This is a genomic window from Curtobacterium sp. PhB170, assembly GCF_003752345.1.
Classification (GTDB): domain Bacteria; phylum Actinomycetota; class Actinomycetes; order Actinomycetales; family Microbacteriaceae; genus Curtobacterium.
In genome coordinates, this window is record NZ_RJUM01000011.1 from 439,012 (window position 1) to 462,097 (window position 23,086).

General features: G+C 71.6%; 17 protein-coding genes. 12 read left to right on the forward strand and 5 right to left on the reverse strand.

Going from position 1 to position 23,086, the window contains the following annotated elements:
• Positions 1-32: 32 nt before the first annotated feature.
• On the forward strand, positions 33-3,785 hold the full coding sequence (locus EDF40_RS12850) for a multifunctional oxoglutarate decarboxylase/oxoglutarate dehydrogenase thiamine pyrophosphate-binding subunit/dihydrolipoyllysine-residue succinyltransferase subunit (RefSeq protein ID WP_185003030.1): 3,753 nt from the start codon (positions 33-35) through the stop codon (positions 3,783-3,785).
• Between the two features lie 77 nt (positions 3,786-3,862).
• Here EDF40_RS12850 and EDF40_RS12855 read toward each other — a convergent pair whose 3' ends face one another.
• Genes EDF40_RS12855 through EDF40_RS12865 form a run of 3 tightly spaced genes read right to left on the reverse strand, consistent with a single transcriptional unit; the run spans position 3,863 to position 5,355 of the window.
• Complete coding sequence (locus EDF40_RS12855; protein ID WP_123294768.1) at positions 3,863-4,303, reverse strand: GNAT family N-acetyltransferase; 441 nt, start codon at positions 4,301-4,303, stop codon at positions 3,863-3,865.
• A 51-nt stretch (positions 4,304-4,354) separates the two neighbouring features.
• Positions 4,355-4,597: a zf-HC2 domain-containing protein gene (locus EDF40_RS12860; RefSeq protein ID WP_111086426.1), complete on the reverse strand. Its 243-nt coding sequence runs from the start codon at positions 4,595-4,597 to the stop codon at positions 4,355-4,357.
• Complete coding sequence (locus tag EDF40_RS12865; RefSeq protein ID WP_111086427.1) at positions 4,594-5,355, reverse strand: sigma-70 family RNA polymerase sigma factor; 762 nt, start codon at positions 5,353-5,355, stop codon at positions 4,594-4,596. The genes EDF40_RS12860 and EDF40_RS12865 overlap by 4 nt, the downstream gene beginning before the upstream one ends.
• A gap of 111 nt (positions 5,356-5,466) precedes the next feature.
• Here EDF40_RS12865 and aroA point away from each other — a divergent pair, with 111 nt between their 5' ends.
• The 4 genes from aroA (at position 5,467) to hisN (ending at position 10,246) form a co-directional block, all read left to right on the forward strand.
• Complete coding sequence (aroA, locus tag EDF40_RS12870) at positions 5,467-6,846, forward strand: 3-phosphoshikimate 1-carboxyvinyltransferase (RefSeq protein ID WP_123339810.1); 1,380 nt, start codon at positions 5,467-5,469, stop codon at positions 6,844-6,846.
• A gap of 3 nt (positions 6,847-6,849) precedes the next feature.
• Positions 6,850-7,941: a ribosome small subunit-dependent GTPase A gene (gene rsgA / locus EDF40_RS12875; RefSeq protein WP_123339811.1), complete on the forward strand. Its 1,092-nt coding sequence runs from the start codon at positions 6,850-6,852 to the stop codon at positions 7,939-7,941.
• Positions 7,942-8,272: 331 nt separating this feature from the next.
• Complete coding sequence (locus EDF40_RS12880; RefSeq protein WP_148053832.1) at positions 8,273-9,445, forward strand: hypothetical protein; 1,173 nt, start codon at positions 8,273-8,275, stop codon at positions 9,443-9,445.
• An 18-nt stretch (positions 9,446-9,463) separates the two neighbouring features.
• The gene (hisN, locus tag EDF40_RS12885; protein WP_123294773.1) at positions 9,464-10,246 is read left to right on the forward strand and encodes a histidinol-phosphatase; all 783 of its coding nucleotides are present in this window, start codon (positions 9,464-9,466) and stop codon (positions 10,244-10,246) included.
• Positions 10,247-10,305: 59 nt separating this feature from the next.
• Here the strand turns inward: hisN and EDF40_RS12890 are convergent, their stop codons facing one another.
• Complete coding sequence (locus tag EDF40_RS12890; RefSeq protein ID WP_123339914.1) at positions 10,306-11,790, reverse strand: MFS transporter; 1,485 nt, start codon at positions 11,788-11,790, stop codon at positions 10,306-10,308.
• Between the two features lie 487 nt (positions 11,791-12,277).
• Here EDF40_RS12890 and EDF40_RS12895 point away from each other — a divergent pair, with 487 nt between their 5' ends.
• The 5 genes from EDF40_RS12895 (at position 12,278) to EDF40_RS12910 (ending at position 18,827) form a co-directional block, all read left to right on the forward strand.
• Positions 12,278-14,974 (forward strand): LuxR family transcriptional regulator, encoded by a 2,697-nt coding sequence (locus EDF40_RS12895; RefSeq protein ID WP_123339812.1) that lies wholly within the window; start codon positions 12,278-12,280, stop codon positions 14,972-14,974.
• A gap of 426 nt (positions 14,975-15,400) precedes the next feature.
• Complete coding sequence (gene glmS, locus EDF40_RS12900; protein WP_123339813.1) at positions 15,401-17,215, forward strand: glutamine--fructose-6-phosphate transaminase (isomerizing); 1,815 nt, start codon at positions 15,401-15,403, stop codon at positions 17,213-17,215.
• Positions 17,215-17,328, forward strand: a complete 114-nt coding sequence (locus EDF40_RS19530) for a Rax2 family protein (protein WP_240347339.1) — start codon at positions 17,215-17,217, stop codon at positions 17,326-17,328. Before glmS ends, EDF40_RS19530 begins: the two co-directional genes overlap by 1 nt.
• Before the next feature lie 137 nt (positions 17,329-17,465).
• Complete coding sequence (locus tag EDF40_RS12905) at positions 17,466-18,179, forward strand: M50 family metallopeptidase (protein ID WP_185003033.1); 714 nt, start codon at positions 17,466-17,468, stop codon at positions 18,177-18,179.
• 114 nt (positions 18,180-18,293) lie between these two features.
• Positions 18,294-18,827: an NUDIX hydrolase gene (locus tag EDF40_RS12910; RefSeq protein ID WP_123339915.1), complete on the forward strand. Its 534-nt coding sequence runs from the start codon at positions 18,294-18,296 to the stop codon at positions 18,825-18,827.
• A gap of 91 nt (positions 18,828-18,918) precedes the next feature.
• On the opposite strand, the gene EDF40_RS12915 is transcribed toward EDF40_RS12910, so the two are convergent.
• Positions 18,919-20,181 (reverse strand): amidohydrolase family protein, encoded by a 1,263-nt coding sequence (locus EDF40_RS12915; protein ID WP_123339815.1) that lies wholly within the window; start codon positions 20,179-20,181, stop codon positions 18,919-18,921.
• Between the two features lie 135 nt (positions 20,182-20,316).
• On the opposite strand from EDF40_RS12915, the gene EDF40_RS12920 reads away from it, so the two are divergent.
• Together EDF40_RS12920 and EDF40_RS12925 are read left to right on the forward strand one after the other, a co-directional pair.
• A complete protein-coding gene (locus EDF40_RS12920) occupies positions 20,317-21,774 on the forward strand; it encodes an O-acetylhomoserine aminocarboxypropyltransferase/cysteine synthase family protein (protein WP_123339816.1) in 1,458 nt (485 codons plus the stop codon).
• 3 nt (positions 21,775-21,777) lie between these two features.
• On the forward strand, positions 21,778-23,085 hold the full coding sequence (locus EDF40_RS12925) for an LLM class flavin-dependent oxidoreductase (protein WP_123339817.1): 1,308 nt from the start codon (positions 21,778-21,780) through the stop codon (positions 23,083-23,085).
• Position 23,086 lies beyond the last annotated feature (1 nt).

Genomic DNA, 23,086 nt, shown 5'->3' on the forward strand with positions numbered 1-23,086 from the left:
AGCATCTATCGACGGAGAGTGGGCGATCGGCTGTGTCGAGCCATCTGACCGGAACGGACGAGACCGCGGGCGAATTCGGGGCGAACGAGTGGCTCGTCGACGAGCTCTACGAGCAGTTCGTCGCGGACAAGGAGTCGGTCGACAAGTCCTGGTGGCCGGTCCTCGAGAGCTACCACCGCACGCAGGTCGGCGGCGCTCCGGCAGCTGACCAGCAGTCCTCGACGCCCGCGCAGTCGACCACGCAGCAGCCCGCGACCGGTGACGCGCCGGCCCCGCAGCAGCAGCAGGCGGCAGCGCAGGGTGGGCCGATCCAGGCGAAGACCACGTCGCGCCAGCCGACCCCGCCGCCGATCCCGGCCGAGGCCAACGACGCCGCCGACGACCACGAGGAGACCCACGAGGACGTGGCGACCCCGCTCCGGGGCATGGCGAAGACCCTGGCGTCGAACATGGACGCCTCGCTGACCGTCCCGACGGCCACGAGCGTCCGGACGATCCCGGCGAAGCTGATGATCGACAACCGGATCGTCGTCAACAACCACCTGCGCCGTGCCCGCGGCGGCAAGATCTCCTTCACCCACCTCATCGGGTGGGCGATGGTGCAGGCGCTCAAGGACTTCCCGAGCCAGAACGTGTTCTACGAGGAGCGCGATGGCAAGCCGTTCGTCGTCGCCCCGGCGCACGTGGGCCTCGGCATCGCGATCGACGTCCCGAAGAAGGACGGCACCCGGTCGCTCCTCGTGCCGAGCATCAAGCGTGCGGAGACCCTGACCTTCGGCCAGTTCCTGTCGGCCTACGAAGACCTGGTCAAGCGGGCACGCGACAACAAGCTGACCCCGGCCGACTTCCAGGGCACCACGATCTCGCTCACGAACCCGGGCGGCATCGGCACCGTGCACTCGGTCCCCCGCCTGACCAAGGGGCAGGGCGCGATCATCGGCGCCGGCGCCCTCGAGTACCCGGCGCAGTTCCAGGGCTCGGCGTCGAAGACCCTGGTCGAGCTCGGCATCGGCAAGACCATCACCCTGACCAGCACCTACGACCACCGGGTGATCCAGGGCGCCGGTTCGGGCGAGTACCTCAAGCACGTGCACGAACGCCTCATCGGTGAGCACGGCTTCTACGAGGGCATCTTCGCCGCGCTCCGGATCCCGTACAAGCCGATCCAGTGGGCGAACGACATCAACGTCGACCTGGCGCACCGGGTCAACAAGACGGCTCGCGTGCAGGAGCTCATCAACAGCTTCCGGGTCCGCGGACACCTGATGGCCGACATCGACCCGCTCGAGTACCGCCAGCGCACGCACCCCGACCTCGAGATCGAGAGCCACGGGCTGACGTTCTGGGACCTCGACCGCGAGTTCGTCACCGGCGGGCTGGCCGGCACGACCAGTGCTCCGCTGCGCGACGTCCTCGGGATCCTGCGCGACGCCTACTGCCGCACGGTCGGCATCGAGTACATGCACATCCAGGACCCGGAGCAGCGTCGCTGGGTGCAGGAACGCATCGAGGTCCCCTACTCGAAGCCGTCGAAGGACGAGCAGCTCCGCGTCCTCGGCAAGCTCAACGAGGCCGAGGCCTTCGAGACGTTCCTGCAGACCAAGTACGTCGGGCAGAAGCGCTTCTCGCTCGAGGGCGGCGAATCCACCATCGCCTTCCTCGACACGCTCATCCAGCACGCCGCCGGTGTCGGCCTGGCCGAGGTCGCGATCGGCATGGCCCACCGCGGTCGCCTGAACGTCCTGACGAACATCGCCGGCAAGACCTACGGCCAGATCTTCCGGGAGTTCGAGGGCTCGTCGCTGCCGGGCTCGGTGTCCGGTCAGGGTTCCGGCGACGTGAAGTACCACGTCGGGACCGAAGGGCTGTTCCGCACCTCGGACGGCTCGAGCATCCCCGTGACGATCGCGGCGAACCCGTCCCACCTCGAAGCCGTCGACGGCGTGCTCGAGGGCATCGTCCGCGCCAAGCAGGACAAGCAGGGCCCCGGTTCGACGAACGTCCTGCCGGTGCTCGTGCACGGCGACGCGGCGATGGCCGGCCAGGGCGTGGTCGTCGAGACGCTGCAGATGTCGCAGCTCCGTGGCTACCGCACGGGCGGCACCGTGCACCTGGTCATCAACAACCAGGTCGGGTTCACCACCCCGCCCGAGTCGGCGCGCAGCTCGGTGTACTCCACCGACGTCGCGAAGACGATCCAGGCGCCGATCTTCCACGTGAACGGCGACGACCCCGAGGCAGTCGCACGCGTCGCCGACCTGGCGTTCGCGTACCGCGAGGCGTTCCACCGCGACGTCGTCATCGACCTCATCTGCTACCGCCGCCGCGGGCACAACGAGGGCGACGACCCCTCGATGACCCAGCCGCTCATGTACAACCTGATCGAGGCGAAGCGGTCCGTCCGCACGCTGTACACCGAGGCCCTCGTCGGCCGCGGTGACATCACGCAGGAAGAGTACGACGAGGCGCACCGCGACTTCCAGGACCGCCTGGAGCGTGCCTTCGCCGAGACGCACGAGGCGCAGACCGGCACCATCCCGGTGATCCAGGTCGACGACGACGGTGCCGTGCAGGGGCTCGAACGCCCGGCGGCGCAGCAGGACGACTCCGAGGTCGAGGTCCGCGAGACCGCAGTGTCGGAAGAGCTCGTCCGCTCCATCGGTGACGCGCACAGCAACCCGCCCGCCGGCTTCTCGATCCACCCGAAGCTGCAGCAGCTGCTGTCGAAGCGCACCGACATGACGCGCAACGGCGGTGTGGACTGGGCGATGGCCGAGCTCATGGCGATCGGTTCGCTGCTGGTGGAGGGCAAGCCCGTCCGGTTCGCCGGCCAGGACGCCCGCCGTGGCACCTTCGTCCAGCGCCAGGCGGTGTTCCACGACCGGTCGAACGGCCAGGAGTGGCTGCCGCTGTCGAACCTCACCGAGGACCAGGCGCGGTTCACCATCTACGACTCGCTGCTCAGCGAGTACGCGGCGATGGCGTTCGAGTACGGTTACTCGGTCGAGCGGCCCGAGGCGCTCGTGCTGTGGGAGGCGCAGTTCGGCGACTTCGCGAACGGCGCCCAGACCGTCATCGACGAGTTCATCTCGTCCGCCGAGCAGAAGTGGGGGCAGCGCTCCGGCCTCGTCCTGCTGCTGCCGCACGGCTACGAGGGCCAGGGACCGGACCACTCGTCCGCCCGCATCGAGCGCTACCTGCAGCTGTGCGCCGAGGACAACATGGTCGTCGCCCGGCCGTCGACCCCGGCGTCGTACTTCCACCTGCTGCGTCGTCAGGCGTGGGAGCGTCCGCAGAAGCCGCTGATCGTGTTCTCCCCGAAGGCCATGCTCCGCCTGCGCCAGGCGACGAGCGCGGTCGACGCCTTCACGAACGGCACCTTCCAGGAAGTGATCGACGACGAACGCGTGGCCGACAAGGCGGCGGTGCGTCGCGTGGTCCTGCACTCCGGCAAGGTGCACCACGACCTGCGCGCCGAGGTGGACAAGCGCGGGGTGACCGACGTCGCCCTCGTCCGGCTCGAGCAGCTCGCCCCGCTCCCCCGCGAGCGCATCCTCGAGGTGTTGGCCGGCTACCCGGACGCCGACGTCGTGTGGGCGCAGGAGGAGCCGGAGAACCAGGGTGCCTGGCCGTTCGTCTGCATGAACCTGTCGCCGCACCTCGACGGTCGGCCGCTGTCGGTCGCCGCCCGTGCCGCGAGCGCCGCGCCGGCCACCGGTTCGTCGAAGCGTTCCGCACAGGAAGCCACCGAGGTCATCGAGAATGCGTTGAGCGCGTCGGCCTGAGCGTCAGGAAGCGCCCCGCGCGGGAGTCCGAGGGACTCCTGCACGGGGCGCTTCGACGTTCGCGAGGAACGTGACGGCTACGCGATCTTCGTGTAGCGCACACCCGCGTCGTGGTACCCGCGCTTCTGGTAGAACCGGTGCGCGCTGTCCGTGGCGGCCGCACTGACGGCGCTCAGGCGACGCGCGCCCTGCTCGACGGCCCATGCTTCGAAGGTGCCGATGAGCGCGGAACCGGTGCCGAGCCTCCTGGCCGTGTCGTCGACCACCAGCAGCAGGAGCTGCGCCGTCGGCTCGTCGCTCGCGTACGCCCAGGTGACCTGCGCGCCGGCGACGGCGACCGCGCGACCGTCGTCGCCGCGCACCACCCAGGTGCGGTGTCCGGCCTCGGGCGTGAGCCGTTCGAGGCGTGCGCGCATCGCCGCGTCGTCGACCTCGTGGCCGAGCAGGCGGACGAGGGCAGCGACGTCGGAGACGTCCGTGTCGGACCAGGTGGTGATCGACTCGACGAGGAGGGTCATGTCCGTGACACTACCGACCCGACCCGTCGTGTGACGACGGAGCGGAGGACCTCAGTGGGTCGACTGCTCCAGCCGGATGCGCGCGAGGATCTCGCCACGCAGTTCTTCCGGAGCGGTCTCCTTGCACGCGCGGCGCACGGTCTCGATCAGGACGACGCCGACGCGGTGTTCGGTCGTGCAGTCCTCGCAGTCGTCCATGTGCTCACGGATGTCCGCCGCGTCCTCGCGGCAGAGCTCCCCGTGCAGGAACTCCTCGAGCTCGGCCTTCGCCTTGGAGCAGTCGCAGCCGCTCATCGTGCTTCCTTCCCATCGACGCGACCCTCGGTCGCGGCAGTCTTCCGGCCTCGTCCGCGCATCGTCGCCGTCGACGCTGCGTCCGGGACGATGCCGGTCTCACGGGCGTGGTCCGCCAGGAGCCCCCGGAGGAGCCGGCGACCACGGTGCAGACGGCTCATGACCGTCCCCACGGGGGTCTTCATGATGTCGGCGATCTCCTGGTACGAGAAGCCCTCGACATCGGCGAAGTACACGGCCATCCGGAAGTCCTCGGGGATGGCCTGCAGCGCGTCCTTGACGGCAGACGACGGCAGGTGGTCGATCGCGTCGGCCTCGGCGGACCGTGCGGAGATCGACTGGGTGACGCTCTCCGCGCCGCCGAGCTGCCAGTCCTCGAGCTCGTCGATGGTGCCCTGGTACGGGTTCCGCTGGTTCTTGCGGTACGTGTTGATGAACGTGTTCGTCAGGATCCGGTACAGCCAGGCCTTCAGGTTCGTGCCCTGCTTGAACTGGCGGAACGCGGCGAACGCCTTGACGAAGGTCTCCTGCACGAGGTCCGACGCATCGGCCGGGTTGCGGGTCATCCGCATCGCCGCACCGTACAGCTGGTCCATGAAGGGCAGTGCCTGGGTCTCGAAGAGGGCCCGGAGCTCGTCGGCCGGCACGGTCTTCGCGTCGACGAACGACGCTTCTTCCTCCGCTTCGACCGCGTCGAGCTGCTCCTCGGTCTCCTCGACCAGGTCGTGCGGTGCTGCCTGCGGCTCGTCGGTCGTCATCGCGGGCCAGTCTAGAGCGAGCGACGTGGACACGCCGGGCAGGCGCGTCCGCGAGGGTGCGAGTGCTGTCGCCAAGGGTCCTCCCGATCGTTTCAGTAGTCTTGTGAACCGATGGCAGACACGACGCATTCCCGCAGCGGTGCACAGGCCGCCGCGGACCCGGCCCCCTGGATCGCCCCGCTCGCGCGCGGTCCCCTGCGCGGCGACGTCGCGCTGCCCGGCTCGAAGTCGCTGACGAACCGCGAACTCGTGCTCGCTGCGCTCGCCGACGGCCCCTCCGTCATCCGCCTGCCGCTGCACTCGCGCGACTCGGCGCTCATGATCGCGGCGCTCCGGCAGCTCGGCGTCGGGATCGACGAGGTCGAGCCGGCACCTGGTGCACAGCCGAACCCCTACGGCCCGGACCTCCGGATCACCCCGGCACCGATGCACGGCGGTGTTCGCGTCGACTGCGGCCTCGCCGGCACCGTGATGCGGTTCCTGCCGCCGCTGGCCGCCCTGGCGGTCGGCCCGGTCGTCGTCGACGGCGACCCCTACGCCCGCAAGCGTCCGATGCACGCGATCATCGGGGCGCTTGTCGACCTGGGGGTCGACGTCACCGACGACGGCGACGGCTCGATGCCGTTCGCGTTCACCGGCACCGGGTCGGTGCGCGGTGGCGCCCTGTCGATCGACGCGTCGGCGTCGTCGCAATTCGTGTCGGGCCTGCTGCTCTCGGCGCCCCGCTTCGACGAGGGCCTGCACCTCACCCACGTCGGGGAACGTCTGCCGAGCCTGCCGCACATCGAGATGACCGTCGCCGCGCTCCGTGCCCGCGGCGTGACCGTCGACGAACCCGCGGTCGGCGAGTGGGTCGTCCACCCCGGTCCGATCGCCGCGCGCGACGTCACGATCGAGCCCGACCTGTCGAACGCCGCGCCGTTCGCGGTCGCCGCGCTCGTCGCGGGTGGCACCGTCCGCATCCGCACCTGGCCGCGCGAGACCACGCAGGTCGGCGCCGACCTCGAGACGCTCCTGCCCCTGTGGGGCGCGACCGTGGCCCGTGACGGCGACGACCTGGTCGTCGACGGCGGCGTCGGGATCCGGGGTGGGGCCTCCTTGCCGGGTCTCGACCTGGACCTCAGCCGCGGCGGTGAACTCGCACCGGCGCTGGCCGCGCTGGCCGCGCTGGCCGGCGGGCCGACCGAGATCACCGGGATCGGCCACCTGCGTGGGCACGAGACGGATCGTCTCGCCGCGCTCGCGGCGGACGTGAACCGGTCGGGAGGCTCGGTGCACGAACTCGACGACGGCCTGCGCATCGAGCCTGCCGCGCTCCACGGCGGCGACTGGGCCGCGTACGACGACCACCGGATGGCGACGGCCGGTGCCGTCGTGGGCCTCGTCGTCGACGGCGTCGCCGTCGACGACATCGGGTGCACGGCCAAGACGCTGCCGCAGTTCCCCGAGCTGTGGGCGGCGCTTGTCTCGACCGGGGACGCGGGGGCCTGACGCATGAGCTGGTGGGACGACGTCGACGGTGACGACTCCGACGCGGACGAGCCGTACGGACAGTACGACGAGTCGAGCGTGCGGGTGCGTCCGAACCCGAAGGGCAACCGGCCCCGCACGAAGACCCGGCCGACGTACGACGACGCGCCCGTGGGGTGGGTCACGAACGTCGACCGTGGGCGGTTCGGCGTGCTGGTGGGGACGGGGTCCGGCTCCGATCCCGATTCCGATGCCGATGCCGATGCCGAGCACGTCATCACGGCGACGAAGGCGCGCGAGCTCGGCAAGAAGTCGGTCGTCACCGGCGACCACGTGTCGCTCGTCGGCGACGTCTCGGGCGACCCCGGGTCGCTGGCGCGCATCGTGAAGGTCGCCGAGCGCACCACGCTGCTCCGCCGCAGCGCCGACGACTCCGACGAGGTCGAGCGCGTCATCGTGGCGAACGCCGACCAGATGCTCATCGTCGTGGCGGCCGCCGACCCCGAGCCCCGCACCCGGCTCATCGACCGGTACCTGGTCGCCGCGTTCGACGCGGGGCTCGACCCGATCCTGTGCATCACGAAGACCGACCTCGCCGACCCGGGACCGTTCCTGGCGCACTTCGCGTGCCTCGACCTCCGGATCGTGACGAGCCGGTCCGACGACGTCCCGTTCGAGGCCCTGCACGACCTGCTCGACGACAAGGTCACTGTGACCGTGGGGCACTCCGGGGTCGGCAAGTCGACGCTCGTGAACGCCCTGACCGGGTCGACGCGGGCGATCGGCGTCGTGAACTCGGTGACGGGTCGTGGGCGGCACACCTCGTCGTCGTCGATCGCGCTGCGGGTCCGTGACGGCGGGTGGATCATCGACACCCCTGGCGTGCGGTCGTTCGGCCTCGGGCACGTCGACCCCGCGAACGTGTTCCGCGCGTTCGCCTCGCACGCGATCCCGGTTCGCCCTGCGCGGGACGGCATCCCCCTGGCGCAGGCGCACGACTGGGAGATCGTCGACCGAGTGCAGGACGGCGAGCTCGGCGTCACCGGCGTCGAACGGCTCGACTCGTTCCGCGCGCTCCTGACGGGCATGGGCGCCTCCGACCCCGGCCTGGAGTAGCCCGCCGCGCGCTCCCGCGTCCGTGCCCCGTCGGACCCGTTGCGCCCGTCGAGGTTCCGAAATCTGCACATCTCGGCCGCCGTTCGGGCCGTTCGTGGAACCTCGGCGGACCGCGCACGGCATGTTGCGGAACCTCGGCGGAGGGCGCTCGGGCGCGGCACCTCGTCGGTTCGGGCCGATCGTGGAACCTCGGCGCACCGCGCACGGCATGTTGCGGAACCTCGGCGGAGGGCGCTCGGGCGCGGCACCTCGTCCAACCGTGCCCGAGCGCCCTCCGTCCCCACCCGGCACACGTCGACAAGTGTGCAGCGGTGTTGTACAGTGGACCCTCGTGTCTGAAGTTGCAAAGTACAACTTTGCGCCGACCCCCGCCGTCGACGCCCCGTCCTCGAGCACGACAACGACGTCGCACGCGCACCACTCCCCCACCCACAAGTCCTCCCGAGCACCCCGACCGCAGCGCACCGACAGCGTCCTGCGCCCGGCCGGCCTCGGACGGGTGCTCCTGACCTTCGCCACGCACATCCTCGTGCCGCTGTTCCTCGCCGCCGGGATGGGCCTGGCGTACCTCGGTGCCTTCCACGCCCCCGCGCCGAAGGAACTGCCGGTCGGCATCGTCGGGCAGGCCGCCGCCACCCAGGTGTTCGCCCAGACCGTGACCGACGAGTCCGACGGTGCCCTCGTCGCCCACGTCGTCGCGTCGACCAAGGACGCCGAGCGGCAGATCCGCGACCGCGACCTGGCCGCCGTGTACGCCCCGACCACCACGGGCGCGACGCTCTACGTGTCGACCGCGGCATCGGAGACGACCGCGAGCGCCGCGCAGAAGGTCTTCCTGCCGATCGCCTACGAGCAGCACGTGCCGTTCCGGGTCGTCGACGTCGTCCCCACGGGCGAGCAGGACAGCACCGGGCAGGGGCTGTTCTTCCTGCTCGTCGCCCTGAGCGTCGGCGGCTACGCATCAGCCATCGCCGTGGCGTCCGTCGCGACGAAGCTCCGCGCGGTGTGGACCGCGGTGGTCGGCCTCGCCACCGCCGGGGTCGTCGCCGGCATCGGGATCATCGTCGCCGGACCGATCTACGGCGTCATCACCACGCACCACTGGCAGGTGTTCCTGTTCGCCTGGCTGTACGACGCGATCATCGTCGCGATCGGCGTCGGCCTGCACCCGGTCCTCGGGCGGTGGACGACACCCGTGCTCACCATGCTGTTCGTGATGCTCAACTTCACGTCGTCCGGCGGCATCTTCCAGGCGTCGTTCGTGCCCGGGTTCTTCTCCGCGCTCCACTCCTTCTGGAGCGGCGCCGCGTGGCTGCAGGCGGCACAGGACCTGCAGTACTTCCCGGACGCCTCGCTCGGCCGGTCGTCCCTGGTGCTCGCCCTCTGGCTCGCCGCGGCCGTCCTGCTCTGCGTGGTCGTGCACGGCCTCGTCGCCCGCCGCACCCGCATCGCCCGCGAGCGTGAGGTCACCCGGCTCGAAGAGGAAGAGGTCGTCGCCGCGTAGCCCCGCTACGCTCGACCCGTGGACCTCAGCGCCGACCTGGACTTCGCCCGCTCGCTCGCCGACATCGCCGACACGATCAGCCTTGAGCGGTTCCGCGCCGCCGACCTGCACGTGTCGAAGAAGGCCGACAGCACGCACGTGACCGACGCCGACCAGGCCGTCGAACACGCCCTGCGCGAGCGGATCGCGACGGAACGCCCCGACGACGCGTTCCTCGGCGAGGAGACCACGGCGGACACCGGTGCCGAGGCGACCAGCGAGGGGCACCGTCAGTGGGTCATCGACCCGATCGACGGCACCGCGAACTACCTGCGCGGTGTGCCGGTGTGGGCGACGCTCATCGCCCTGGCGGTCGACGGCCGCCCCGTGCTCGGCGTCGTGAGCGCCCCCGCGCTCGGCAAGCGCTGGTGGGCGGCCGAGGGCCTCGGCGCGCACTCGTTCGACGGCGACCTCCGCGTCTCCGGCGTCGCGGACCTGTCCGACGCGAGCCTGAGCTACAACAGCATCCAGCAGTGGGACGACGACGACCGGCTCGAGTCCCTCGTCGACCTGTCCCGCAAGGTCTGGCGGACGCGCGCCTACGGCGACATGTGGTCGTACATGCTGGTGGCCGAGGGGGTCATCGACATCGCGGGCGAACCCGACCTGAAGCCGTGGGACATCGCGGCCCTCGTGCCCATCGTGGAAGAAGCCGGCGGCCGCTTCAGTTCACTCGACGGCGACCCCGGGGCCTGGCACGGCAGTGCACTCGCGACGAACGGCCTGGTGCACGACGCCGTCGTCGAGGTCATCCGCCGCTAGCACGACCCCGAACGACACGCTCGACGTCGGACGACGTCGAGGGTGTCGTTCCGAGTCGATCAGGCCGCCGCCGACTCACGCCGGGCAGCACGCCGCCGCACCACCAGGTCCCCGACCGCCAGCACGAGCGCGAGGGCCATCAGCGACACCGTGAACGTCGTGCCGCTCCGGAACGCGTCGTGGTACGCGTCGAGCCGACTCCCGCCGGAGCCCCCGGCAGCGGCACCCCGCACGATCCCGTAGAAGATGCTCGTCGCCACCGCGGTCCCGATCGCGGTCCCGACGCGCTGCCCGAGCTGCTGCATCGACCCGGCGACCCCGGACTGCTCCACGGGGATCTCGGCCAGGGTGAGCGTCTGGTTCGGCGACACGACGAACCCGCCGCCGAGCCCGCCGACCAGGAACGCCCCGGCCATCGCCCACGGCGTGACCTCCGGCGGGGTCAGCACCGCGGCGAGCATGAGGAGCACGAAGCCGACGACGACCATGAAGAGCCCGAAGACCACCAGGGCCCGCCCGACCCGGTCGACGATCCGTCCGCCGATGTAGGACCCCACGGCGCTCGTGGCCGCGAACGGGATGCTCACCATGCCGGCGAACAGCGGTGACAGCCCGAGCCCCTCCTGCAGGAACAGCGTCACCATCAGGAAGGACGCCGGGATCGCCGCGAAGTAGACGGCCACGATCGACAGCCCGTTGCGGTACGACGACAGCCGGAACAGCTCGAAGTGCACCACCGGCGACTTGCCCTGCTGCTTGTACCGGACCTCCCAGAGCACGAACAGGCCGAGGAACACGACGAAGGCGATCAGCCAGAGCCACCGGGCACCGGAGTCGCCGGCACCCGTGGTGAGCACGAACGGCAGCATCAGCGTGATGATGGCGGCGCCGAGTAGCAGGATGCCGACGATGTCCAGCTCGCGGTCCTTCGCCTGTCCCTGCGCCCCCTTGGGCAGCAGCCGCATCGCGAAGAACAGTGCGACGAGTCCGAGCGGCACGTTCATCCAGAACAACAGCCGCCACCCGTTCTCCTCACCGCCGATCGCGATGAGGCCACCGCCGATCGTCGGGCCGAGCGCCGTCGAGATGCCGATCATGGCGCCGAACAGCCCGAAGGCCCGTCCGCGCTCCGGCCCCCGGAACAACTGCTGCACGAGCCCGATCACCTGCGGCATCTGGGTGCCGGCGGCGAAGCCCTGCAGGATCCGCGTGACCATGAGCACCTGGATGGTCGGCGCCACGGCGCAGAGCAGGCTCGACACGGTGAACGCCACGAGTCCGATGATGAACAGGGCTCGGCGGCTCTTCAGGTCGCCGAGCCGACCGGCGGGCACGAGGGCGAGGCCGAACGCCAGCGCGTACCCCGCCACGATGAGCTGCAGCGACGAGCTGGTGGCGTCGAGGGACTTCTCGATCGACGGCAGACCGACGTTGACCTTCGACAGGTCGAGGATCGTCAGGGCGGCCACCGCGACGCACACGGCGAAGGCCCTCCAACGCGTGCGGTCGTCGAGGCGGGCGTCGGTCGGGTCAGCGCTGGACATCACCATCGTTCGTACACCGACCGGCCTCCGGGCGGGCGAGACCCACCCCCCGGGCGGGTGACACCCCCTCGTCGTGGCCCCCCGGACTGGGGGCACCGTTGCCGGATACGCGGTGCGCGGGGCGGCTCAGATGGTCAGGACCTGAGTTATCGTGCTCCTACGGAAGGTCACGCAAGCACCTGGGTTCCCTAGATCCGAGTGCACGTGCACGGCCTCTCGTGTTCGTCCGAAGACCCTAACCCGAGGGGTGATACAGACGATGACATCATCGTTCCCGAGCGGAACCGAGTGCACCCTCACTCGTCGACCGCATTCAATCCACGACAGCTCCGGCGCGCGCGCAGTCGCCGCCATCCGTCCGCACTCCGACACGGCCACCCACCGTGCAGCAGTCCGGTCCGCCTCACGGCGCCCCGTCGCAGCGCTCGCAGCGTTCGCCGACGACCTCTCCGCAGGATCCGCTTCCGGGCCCGGAGGCCGGTGAGTCATGGCACTCACCGGTCGACGTCTCGAGGTCGACCGGATTGCGACCCTCGCTGTACTCCCTCGGGAGTCCGCGATGGTCGTGGTCGGCGACCCTGGTTCCGGACGCAGCAGCGTCCTCGACGCGGTCTCGAACCGCGTTTCCCTCCCCGTCGTGCGGGTCGGTGTCAACGGGAGTGAATCCCGTTGGCCGCTGGCCGGCGTGACCTCCTTGTTCACCGCGCTCGACGACCCTCGTGCGACGGCCCACATCGCCCATCTCCTGCAGACGGGTGAGACGGCGGTCCCCGTGACCGCCGGGCTGGCGGCGGCGCACGACTTCCTCGACGCCGTGCACGCCCTCACCCTGCCGCCGACGCTCGTGCTGATCGACGACCTCGACCGCATGGACGTCGAGAGCCAGGAGCTCATCGCGTTCCTCGCCGGCCGACTCGCAGGCACCGCCCTGCGCGTCGTGGCGACGGTCCGTTCGGTGCCGTCGGACGGTCCGCTCGCGGCCCTGCCGGCGCTCCGAATCGAGCCGCTGCCGTCCGACGAAGCTCTCGTCCTCGCCCGGACCATGGCACCGGAAGAAGCGAACGACGGCGTCCTCGCCGTCCTCGCCGCGGAGACCGGTGGCAACCCCGGCGCGCTCCGCGAACAACTCGCGGTGCTCAGCCGCGAGCAGCTCACCGGCGCGGAGCCGATCGTGCTCCCGCTCCGACCCACTCCGACGACCGAGGCCCTCGCAGCCCTCGCACTCGGGTCCGCCGCGGGACGAGATCTGGACGTCCTCGCGAAACTCGCCCTGGTGCCGGTCGCGAAGACCACGGCCTGGGACCGCGACGAGTTGGACGACCTGGTCGGAGCAGGCCTCGCCACCGTGCGGGGCCAGAGCGTGACGGTCCGCGACCCCCTGGTCCGGTCCGCGCTCTACTGGCGGATGCCCGCCCGTGACCGCCGCGCGGCGCACGCCGCGCTGGCCACGGCGAGCGCCGAGTCCGACCCCCGGGCAGCCGCGTGGCACCGGAGCTTCGTCGACGACGTCCCCGACGTGGTCGCGCTGCTCGGCGCCGCACGGTCCTACGTGGTGGACGGCAACGTGCACGCCGCGATCGCCCTCACCGAGCGTGCCCTGCACGTCGGTGGTGGCACCGAGGACGAGCTCGTCGCGCTGCTCGGGGTCGCTGAGGCCCTGCTCGGCAACCGGCTGCTCGGCTTCGCCGCGCGCTACCTCGCCGCGCTCCGTCCGTTCCGGACGACGGCGCACGAGGTCCGCCGGCTGCGCCTGCAGTACTCGGCGCAGTACCTCAGTGGCGACGCCGTGCACGCGGACGAACTCCTCGTGTCGGTGGACGCGACCGAGCCGGCCGACGTGGACGCGGTCGCCGGGCTGATGGCCATGGTGGCGTGCTTCCGTGCCGAGGCGTGGGAGCTCGACCAGGCGAAGGACCTGCTGCACCGCGTCGAGCCCCTCGAGGCGTCGGCGTCTCCGCACACGTTGGAGATCACGACGACCGCGCGGGAGCTCATCGCCGCGATCGACGGCACCCTGCCGTCCGACACCGACCTGCACGACGGACTCGCGACGTCGGTGCTGCTGGCGATGTCCGACCCGGCCCTGCTGCTCCTCGCCCACGCGCTGAGCATCGCTGAGCGGTACCGGAGCGCGCGTCGGGTGTTCGCACTCGTCCTCGCCCGTGGCCCGCAGACGGCGCCGGTGTGGACCGAGGCGGCCCGCTACCTGACCGCCGAGAACGAGGTGCGCTCCGGGAACTTCCGGCAGGCGCTCCGCGCGATCGACGTGTGGGAGGCCGGTTCCTCGGTGGTCGAACGGCTCCGTGAGCCGTCGCGGGCCATCGCGATCGCTTGGCGGCACTTCGCCGAGGGGCGCTCCGCCGATGCCCTGGCGGTCGTGGACCGGTGCCTCGAGCACCGTTCGACGAGCCGCCTGTGGGGTGCGACGGCGAAGCTGCACGCGCTCCGCGGTCGGGTCCTGCTGCTCGATGGCCGACTGGAGGAGGCAGCCGCCGCACTCGAAGCGGCGGACGCCATCGGTCGGTCCCTGCGGAACCCCGCGGTGCTCCGGCACCTCGGCGACCTGGTCGAGGCGTACGCACGCCTCGGACGGATCGACGATGCCCGTACCATCACCGCGCGGCTCGCTGCGGACCACCACGCCCGACCGGGTCGCTGGGGTGCGCTCGTGCTGGCGAGGAGCCTCGCGCTCGTCGCCGACGACACCACCCGGGACACCGCCCGTCGCCGCGCGTTGGAGCTGTTCCAGCCGCACGACTCGCAGTTCGAGCGGGCACGGACGTTCGCGGCCCTCGCGACGGTCGGCAACCCCGCCGAGCGTCCGCGTCTCGGTGCGGCAGCAGCGGCGGCGTACGAGGCGGCCGGCATGCGCCGTCCCCTCGTCACCCCCGCACCGGCAGCGGCCATGCCGCCGTTCGGCACGGGGCCGTCGCTCCGGTCCGCACCGGTGCTGTCCGCGTCGATGCCGGGGACGCCCCGGAGCGCTCCGGACGCCTCGGCGGTGCTCACCTCGCTCACGGCCGAGGAGCGCGCCGTGGTGCAGAAGGTGACGGAGGGCTACCGCAACCGCGAGATCGCGTCGTCGCTGTTCATGTCGCAGCGCACGGTGGAGCTGCGGCTCACGCAGATCTACCGCAAGGTGGGCGCGCGGTCGCGCTCCCACCTGGTCGCGCTGCTCACGTAGTCGACGCGAGCACGAGGCGGACGGGAGGCCCGGTACCAGCTGGTACCGGGCCTCCCGTCCGCCTTTTCCCTTTCCAGGACGCGGTGTGCGTCGCGCGCGTGCGTTGCGGGAGTCCGCACGCGACCGCACCGCGGCGTCCCCCGCACGCGGGGAACCGCAAGAGCAGTCGACGACTGTTGCCGTGGCGGCGTCGCCGGGTGAGGCTTCTCATGCACCGACCGCCGTGCCCCTCCCGAGGGGCCAGACCGCGGTACCCCGTCCGGTACCCGAACCTCGTGGCCCACCCACTCCGTCGTCCGTCCTCGCCTGATCCGAGGACGGGCGCCGGTCAGGACCGCGAGGGCCCGGACGCGCGGCAGACCCGACGGCGGTCGGTGCCGAACCCCCGCTCCACTCCCCCACCCCGTTCCCCCGAAGGGACAGCCGATGTGCGGCATCATCGCGGCCCGCGTGTCTGACGACGCGACGCCCTACCTGCTCGACGGACTCGAACGACTCGAGTACCGCGGCTACGACTCCGCCGGCATCGCCGTCCGGACCGCCGCCGGACGCACCGAGACGATCCGCTCGGTCTCCCGCGTCGGGGACCTGCGCACGCTCGTCGCCGCCCGGTCCGGCGACGCCCTGACCGGCGTCGGCATCGGCCACACCCGCTGGGCCACGCACGGTGCCGTGCGCGAAGCGAACGCCCACCCGCACGCCGACTGCTCGCGCCGGATCAGCATCGTGCACAACGGCATCATCGAGAACGCCGACCGCCTGCGTGACATGCTCACAGCGCAGGGCCACCGGTTCCGCTCCGAGGTCGACTCCGAGGTCATCGCGCACCTCGTCGAGCGCGCACTGGCCGTCGACCCGGACCTGATGCTCGCCGTGCAGATCGCGACCGCGCAGCTCGAGGGGTCGTGGGCGATCGTCGTCCTCGACGCCCGCGACGGCCGGATGGTCGTGGCCGCGGACCGTTCCCCGCTCGTCGTCGCCCGGTCCGCCCGCGGCGACTTCGTGGCGAGCGACATCGGTGCGATCGCCGAGTGGTGCGAGACCTTCGTGGCGCTCCGCGACGGTGACGTCGTCGAGCTCGGCGAGGCCTGGACCTGGTCGTCGAACGGGATCACCGTCCCCGTGCCGTTCCCCACCCCGTCGCCGTTCGCCGCCACCGCGCTGGACCTCGGCGACCACCCCGACCACATGGCGAAGGAGATCGGCGAGCAGGCCGACGTCGTCAGCACGATCCTGGACCGCATCGCCCGCCGCACCGCGGACGGCAGCATGTGGGTCGGCCTCGGGCTGCCAGCCTTCCAGCGCCTGGCGATCGTCGCCTGCGGCACCTCGCTCAACGCCGGCCAGGTGATCGCCACCGCGCTGCGCGGCATCGGCGGCGTCCCCACCGACATCGTCGTCGCCAGCGAGGCCGACCAGGCCGTCCTCGGCCCTGACACCCTCGTCGTCGCGATCAGCCAGTCCGGCGAGACCGCCGACGTCCTCCGCGCGCTCGACCGCTTCGAGGACCGCCACCCGGTGCTCGCGCTCACGAACAACATGCACTCCTCGCTCGCCCGTCGCGCCGACGCCGTGCTCGACTGCCACGCCGGTCCGGAGATCGGCGTCGCCGCGACGAAGACGTTCACCGCGCAGGTCGTCGTCGGCGTCGCCGCGGTGATCTCCGCGCTCGTGGCGTCCGGCCGCATCGAGGTCGCACGTGCCCACGCGCTCGTCGACGAACTGCTCGACCTGCCGGCACGCATCGAGCACGCCACGCAGGTGTCCGCCGACCGGATGCCGCTCCTGGTGTCGAGCGTGAAGGAGGCCACCGGCTTCCTGTTCCTCGGCCGCGGTGCCGGCCTGCCGTACGCCGCCGAGGGTGCACTCAAGCTCAAGGAGCTCAGCTACCGCTGGGCCGAGGCGTACCCCGCGGGCGAGCTGAAGCACGGTCCGCTCGCCCTCGTCGACGAGGGCACCCCCGTCGTCGTGATCGACCACGGCGAGCCGAAGATCCAGTCGGCGATCGCCGAGGTCCGGGCCCGCGGCGGGTTCGTCATCACCATCGGCGGCGAAGGCTCCGACATCCCGGCGCTCGGCAGCCGCGGCTCCGGCGGACTCGCCTGGGGCGCCATGGCGGCGCCGTGGGGTCCGCTCGAGGCCGTCGTGCCGCTGCAGATGCTCGCCCGCGAACTCGCGCTGCAGCTCGGCTGCGACGTCGACAAGCCGCGCAACCTGGCGAAGTCGGTGACGGTCGAGTGATGCGCGGTCGGATGAACCACCTGACGACGTTCCTGGTCGTGCTCACGGCGTTCGCGATCGCCATGACGACGGTGCTCGTCGTCGTGGTGGCCGGGCCGACCGTCCTGGGCTGAGCCCGGGCGCGCGGGCCGGCCGGGCGGCGACTCGGAACGACGTTGTCGATGTCGTACGACGTCGAGGATGTCGTTCCACATCGTCGTCGCCGCCGGGTCTCGGGCAGTTCGCGGGACACGGCTGCGATGCTGGTCCCTTGACCACCGCAGCCCCGCCCCTCGTGTTCGTCGCGCTCGTCGTCGGCGCGCTCCTGCCGTTCCTGCCGCTCGTCGGACGCGTCGCGCGGATCGCCGCGACCATCGCGCACGAGGTCGGGCACTGCATCGTCGTCGTCCCGTTCGGCGGCCGCATCCAACGCATCGACCTGCACCCGGACGGCTCCGGCGAGGCCTGGGTCCAGCTCGGCCGGGTCCCCGGCGGCATCCGCTGGCTCGTCCGGATCCTCAACCTCTACGCCGGGTACAGCGCGCCGCTCTGGGCCGGGGTGCTCCTGGTGACCGGGGTGCTGCACGGCTCGCGATGGCTGCCCGTCGCGGTGCTCGGTGTGATCGGGCTCGTGGCGCTGGTGTTCGTGCGGAACTGGTTCGGGCTGCTCGTCGTGCTCGGCTTCGACGTCCTGGCGCTGTGGGTGGCGCTGCGTCCGTCCGAGGTCACGGTGCTCCTGGTCGCCGCCGTCGGGGCGTTCTTCGTCGTCGACGGACTGCGCTCGGTCGTGCAGGTCGCACGGTGGCTGCTCACCGGCGCCCGCGTGCAGACGGACTTCCACATCGCCGCAGCCGAGATGCGGGTGCCGGCGGGGGTCTGGTTCGTGCTGTTCGTGCTGGTGAACGGCCTCGCGGTGTGGCTCGCACGGGTCCCGCTGCTCGAGGTCTGGGACACCGTGGTTGCGGGCGTGCGCGCACTCTTCTGACGGCCTGCCGTGGTCGACGCGGAACGACGCCCTCGATGTCGTACGACGTCGACCTCGTCGTTCCGCGTCGCCGCCACCCACCGCGTCCCCCTCACCACCTGGGAGGATGGTGCGGTGCTGCTCGACACCGCCACCACCGCCCTCGCCACCGCTGACGATCGGCACCGCGATGCGTTCGCCGCGTTCGTCGCCGCCCGAGGGGATGCCTCCCTGTGGCGTGACGGCGGCCCGGACCACCTCACCGCGTCGTGCTTCGTGTTCTCACCCGACCTGGCCCGGGTGCTGCTCTGCCTGCACCGCAAGGGCGGCTTCTGGGTGCAGTTCGGCGGGCACCTCGAGCCGTCGGATGTCTCGTTGGCCGGCGCCGCTCGTCGCGAGGCCCGCGAGGAGTCCGGCATCACCGACCTCGAGCTCGTCGACGACCGCATCGCGGACCTGGACCGGCACGAGCTCGGCGGCGGGTTCGCCTGCGCGGCGCACTGGGACGTCGGCTTCGTCGCCCTCGCCGACCCGTCGGTGGTGACGGCGGTCAGCGATGAGAGCGACGACGTCCGCTGGTTCGTGCTCGACGCCCTGCCGGCCGAGATCCCGCCGGGGCTGCCCGGCCGGCTGTCGGCGGCCGTCGCATCGGTCGGTTACCGCGGCTGACGCCTCGCTCGTCGTGCTCGCACCACGTCCGCGACGATCCACGCGGTGATCGACTCGTGCAATGTCGCAGAACGGGTGCGCAGCCCTGCGCCTACTCCCAGGGGCGTTGCGCGAGCTCTGCGGGGTCGAACACCCGGCCACCGGAGACCACGAGCGACCGCGGCACCCGTCGCACCAGGGCGTCCATCGGGTTCTCGGCGTCGAGCAGCACCACGTCGGCACGCGCCCCCGCCACGAGGTCGTGCGCCTCGTCGGTGACGAACCGGGCACCGTCGCGCGTGGCGAGCTCCACCACGCGGGTCAGGTCCGCGTCCCGCACAACACCGCCGGCCCGCGCGTACTGCCACGCGATGCCGAGCAGGTCGCCGTCGCCGTAGGGGCTCCACAGATCGCGGATGCCGTCGGTGCCGAAGCCGAACCGCACGCCGGCGTCGTCGAACTCGTGCAGGGGAAGCTGTCGCATCCGTACCGGGGCGACCGTGGTCATCGTGACGCCGAGCGACGCCATCCGGGCGAGCAGGTCGCGGCGACGCACGGGATCGACGTCGACGATCGCGAATCCGTGGGCGATGTTCACCCTGCCCGGTGCGATGCCGAGCTGCTCCACCCGGTCGAGCACCAGGTCGAACGCGAACGCACCGAGCTCGGCGGGCTCGTGCAGGTGGATGTCGATGCCGCACCCGGTGTCGGCGGCGATGGCGAACAGGCCGTCGAGCTGCCCGACCGGGTCGCGGTCGATCAGCGACGGGTCGAGCCCACCGATGTGGTCGGCTCCGGCCGTCGCCGCCTGCCGCAGCAGGTCGAGCACACCGGGCCGTCGCAGCACGCCATCCTGCGGGAACGCGACGATCGACACCTCGACCGCACCGTCGAGCGCGTCGGCCGCCGCACGAACGGCCTCGATCCCCCGCAGCCCGACGCCGAGGTCGACGTCGACGTGCGTGCGGACCCGGGTGGTGCCGGTGCGCAGCCCCTCGCGCAGGACCCGGGTGGCGACGGGTTCGCTCGGGATCCCGAGGGCGTCACGCCGAGCTCGTTCGTGCGCGATGCGCCCCTGCGTGCCGGGCTCGCCGCCGTACGACTCCCACTCGTGCCCCCACCAGCTCTTGTCGACGTGGGCGTGCGTGTTGACGAACCCAGGCAGCGCGAGCTGGCCGCGCCCGTCGACGACCCGCGGACCGTCATCGGCATCGGCATCGGAATTGGCACTGGCACTGGCACCGCTCGCGACGCCGTCGCCCGCTCCGGTCGCGGTGACCGAGACGATGCGGCCGTCTGCCACCCGGATGTCCGACCGTGCACCACCCCACGGACGGACATCGCGGATGATCAGGGTCGCTTCGTCGGTCGCCATGCCCCCATCGTGGCAGCCGCCAGGGCTCCGCCGCGACCCCGCCGCACCCCGGTTCCGCGTAACGGAACGCCGCAATCGCCTGTCCACGCAGCGAAGGCTGCGAGGCTACCGCCAGACGACTCCCGGAGGTGTCCCATGGCGAACGACGATCACGGTTTCTCGACCGAACAGGTGCACGGCGGCTTCGTGCCCGACGCAGGGCACGGCGCACGGATCCCGGCCATCCACATGTCCTCCGGCTTCCTCTTCGACGACTTCGACCAGGCGCGCGATCGCTTCGCCGGCACCGAGGACGGCTACACCTACACCCGCCTCGGCAACCCGACGAACGCCGACGTCGAGCGCCGCGTCGCCCTGCTCGAGCGGGGCGTCGAGGCGATCCTCGTCGGCAGCGGCCAGGCGGCGGCCACCATCACGTTCCTCGGCCTCCTGCAGGCCGGCGACCACGTCGTCGCCGCCCGCAGCATCTACGAGGGCACCAAGGGGCTCCTCGTGCAGAACCTCGGCCGCCTCGGCATCGAGGTCGACTTCGTCGCCGACCAGCGCGACCCCGACGAGTGGGCACGGCTCGTCCGACCGAACACGAAGGCGTTCTTCGCCGAGACGATCCCGAACCCGAAGAACGACGTCCTCGACATCACCGGCGTCGCCGACACCGCGCACCGTGCCGGGGTCCCGCTGATCGTGGACAACACCCTGGCGACGCCGTACCTGGTCCGCCCGGTCGAGCACGGCGCCGACATCGTCATCCACTCGGCATCGAAGTTCCTGTCCGGCCACGGCGCGGGCCTGGGTGGCGTCGTCGTCGACGGCGGCAGGTTCGACTGGTCCGCCTCCCCCGAGCGCTGGCAGCACCTCACCAGCCCGGAGCGGTCGCTGGGCGGCGACAGCTACGTCGAGCGCTACGGCAACCGGGCGTTCGTCGTCTTCGCTCGTGACGTCGTCGCCTCGCGCATCGGCCCGACCCCGTCGCCGTTCAACGCGTTCCTGATCCGTCAGGGCATCGAGACGCTGAGCCTGCGCGTCGAACGCCACAGCGCGAACGCGCTGGCGGTGGCGCAGTGGTTGGAAGCACAGCCGGAGGTGACGAGCGTCGACCACGCGGGTCTGGCCTCCAGTCCGTTCCACGACCTCGCCCAGCGCTACCTGCCGCGCGGAGCCGGCTCCGTCTTCGCGTTCACGCTGGCGGGCGGCGAAGCCGCCGCGCACACCTTCATCGACAGCGTCCAGCTGTTCAGCCGGATGACCCACCTGGGCGACGTCCGCTCGCTGATCCTGCACCCCGCGACGACGACGCACGCCGGAAAGACCGCCGCGGAGCGCGCCGACCAGGGCATCGACGACGGCCTGATCCGACTGTCGGTCGGCATCGAGGACGTCGCGGACCTGCTCCGCGACCTGGAACGCGGGTTCGCCGCGTTGCGTTCCGCAGACGGCAATGATGACCGGGCGCGATCCGCTCAGGGGCGGCGCGCCAGCGACGCGCGGATCGCGCCGGGCGAGCCTGCGAGCCCGGTGAGCGCGTCCGACGCGGAGCGCGCGTCCCTGGAACACTCGGTCCCGGGCACGCACGTGATCTCGGAGGAGCTCTAGACGATGGCACGACCGCAACACTTCGGGTACTTCTTCTCGCGCGGGTTCGGCCCGCAGGCGTGGGGGCGCTCGGACTGGGACTGGGGCCACGACTGGACCAAGCCCGACCTGTACCAGCAGTCCGTCCGCACGCTCGAGCAGGCCGGCATGGACCTGGTGATCGCCGAGGACGCCATCTCGCTCGGCAACCCGTCGACGCTCGACCTGCGCATCCGCCAGGCGTACGGCGGCCCGAAGCACGACCCGTTGCTGCTCGCGCCGTACCTGTTCGCGGCGACCTCGCACATCGGCATCGCGCCGACCGTCAACGCCGGGTTCACGCCGCCGTACCTGGCTGCACGACAGTTCGCCACGCTGGCGCACCTGTCGTCGGAGCGCCTCGGCATCAACGTCGTGACCGACGTCGGCAGTGCCCGGCACGCCGGTCTGCCGCCGCTGCCGCACGACCAGGCGTACGACCGGGCCGAGGAGTGGATCACGCTGCTCCGCCGGCTCTGGCACTCGTGGGGATCGTCCGGGTACGTCGGGGATCCCTCCGACTGGCGCTTCGCCGACGGCGACGCCCTCGACGCGTTCCACCACGAGGGCGCGTACTTCACCGCCGACGGCCCGCTCAACGCGCTGCCCCTCGACTCGGACCCGGTGGTCGTCTCCCCCGGTGGCTCCGGTCGGGGCCTCGCGTTCGCCGGCACCCACTCGGACGTGCAACTCGCGCTCGCGCCCCTGTCGGCCGCGGCGGTGGCGGACTACCGCGGTCGCGTGATCGCCGCAGCGCAGGCCGCCGGACGCACGGCCGCCGACCTGCGCATCCTGTTCGTCCTCAAGCCCGAGATCGTCTCGTCGTCCGACGAGGCCGACCGGATCGTCGAGGCGTCCCGGCACCCGTCCGACGACGACCTGCGGACCGCGGCGATCGCGTGGTCGAGCGACTCCGAGACGGACCTGCTCGCGCTCGACCTCGATGCTCCCGTGCCCGACGGGACCTTCGGTGACCACGTCTCCGCCGGCACGATCCGCGGGCTGCTCGGCGACACCCCGGGCGCCCCGCTGCGCGCGCTCCTGGAACGCAAGGCCCGCAAGGGGCGGGTGTCCTCGCGCGAGGGCTTCGTGGGGACCGCCGACGAGTTCGCCGACTTCATCGAGGAGCTCGGGTCGGACGCCGACAACGACGGCATCATCTTCTCGGGCGACCTGCACCCGGCGCAGATCCACCGGATGTTCGGCGACCTGGTGCCGGTGCTCCGGCGCCGTGGGCTCCTGCGGCGGGAGTACGGCGCCGGGGGCTTCCGGGCGAACCTGTTCGACTTTTAGG

Coding starts and splice junctions, on each gene's coding strand:
- EDF40_RS19530 (WP_240347339.1), top strand. CDS start 17,215: ATGCGCGGTCGGATGAACCACCTGACGACGTTCCTGGTCGTGCTCACG.
- EDF40_RS12915 (WP_123339815.1), bottom strand. CDS start 20,181: ATGGCGACCGACGAAGCGACCCTGATCATCCGCGATGTCCGTCCGTGG.
- EDF40_RS12855 (WP_123294768.1), bottom strand. CDS start 4,303: ATGACCCTCCTCGTCGAGTCGATCACCACCTGGTCCGACACGGACGTC.
- EDF40_RS12860 (WP_111086426.1), bottom strand. CDS start 4,597: ATGAGCGGCTGCGACTGCTCCAAGGCGAAGGCCGAGCTCGAGGAGTTC.
- EDF40_RS12865 (WP_111086427.1), bottom strand. CDS start 5,355: ATGACGACCGACGAGCCGCAGGCAGCACCGCACGACCTGGTCGAGGAG.
- EDF40_RS12895 (WP_123339812.1), top strand. CDS start 12,278: ATGGCACTCACCGGTCGACGTCTCGAGGTCGACCGGATTGCGACCCTC.
- aroA (WP_123339810.1), top strand. CDS start 5,467: ATGGCAGACACGACGCATTCCCGCAGCGGTGCACAGGCCGCCGCGGAC.
- EDF40_RS12920 (WP_123339816.1), top strand. CDS start 20,317: ATGGCGAACGACGATCACGGTTTCTCGACCGAACAGGTGCACGGCGGC.
- EDF40_RS12925 (WP_123339817.1), top strand. CDS start 21,778: ATGGCACGACCGCAACACTTCGGGTACTTCTTCTCGCGCGGGTTCGGC.
- rsgA (WP_123339811.1), top strand. CDS start 6,850: ATGAGCTGGTGGGACGACGTCGACGGTGACGACTCCGACGCGGACGAG.
- EDF40_RS12890 (WP_123339914.1), bottom strand. CDS start 11,790: ATGTCCAGCGCTGACCCGACCGACGCCCGCCTCGACGACCGCACGCGT.
- glmS (WP_123339813.1), top strand. CDS start 15,401: ATGTGCGGCATCATCGCGGCCCGCGTGTCTGACGACGCGACGCCCTAC.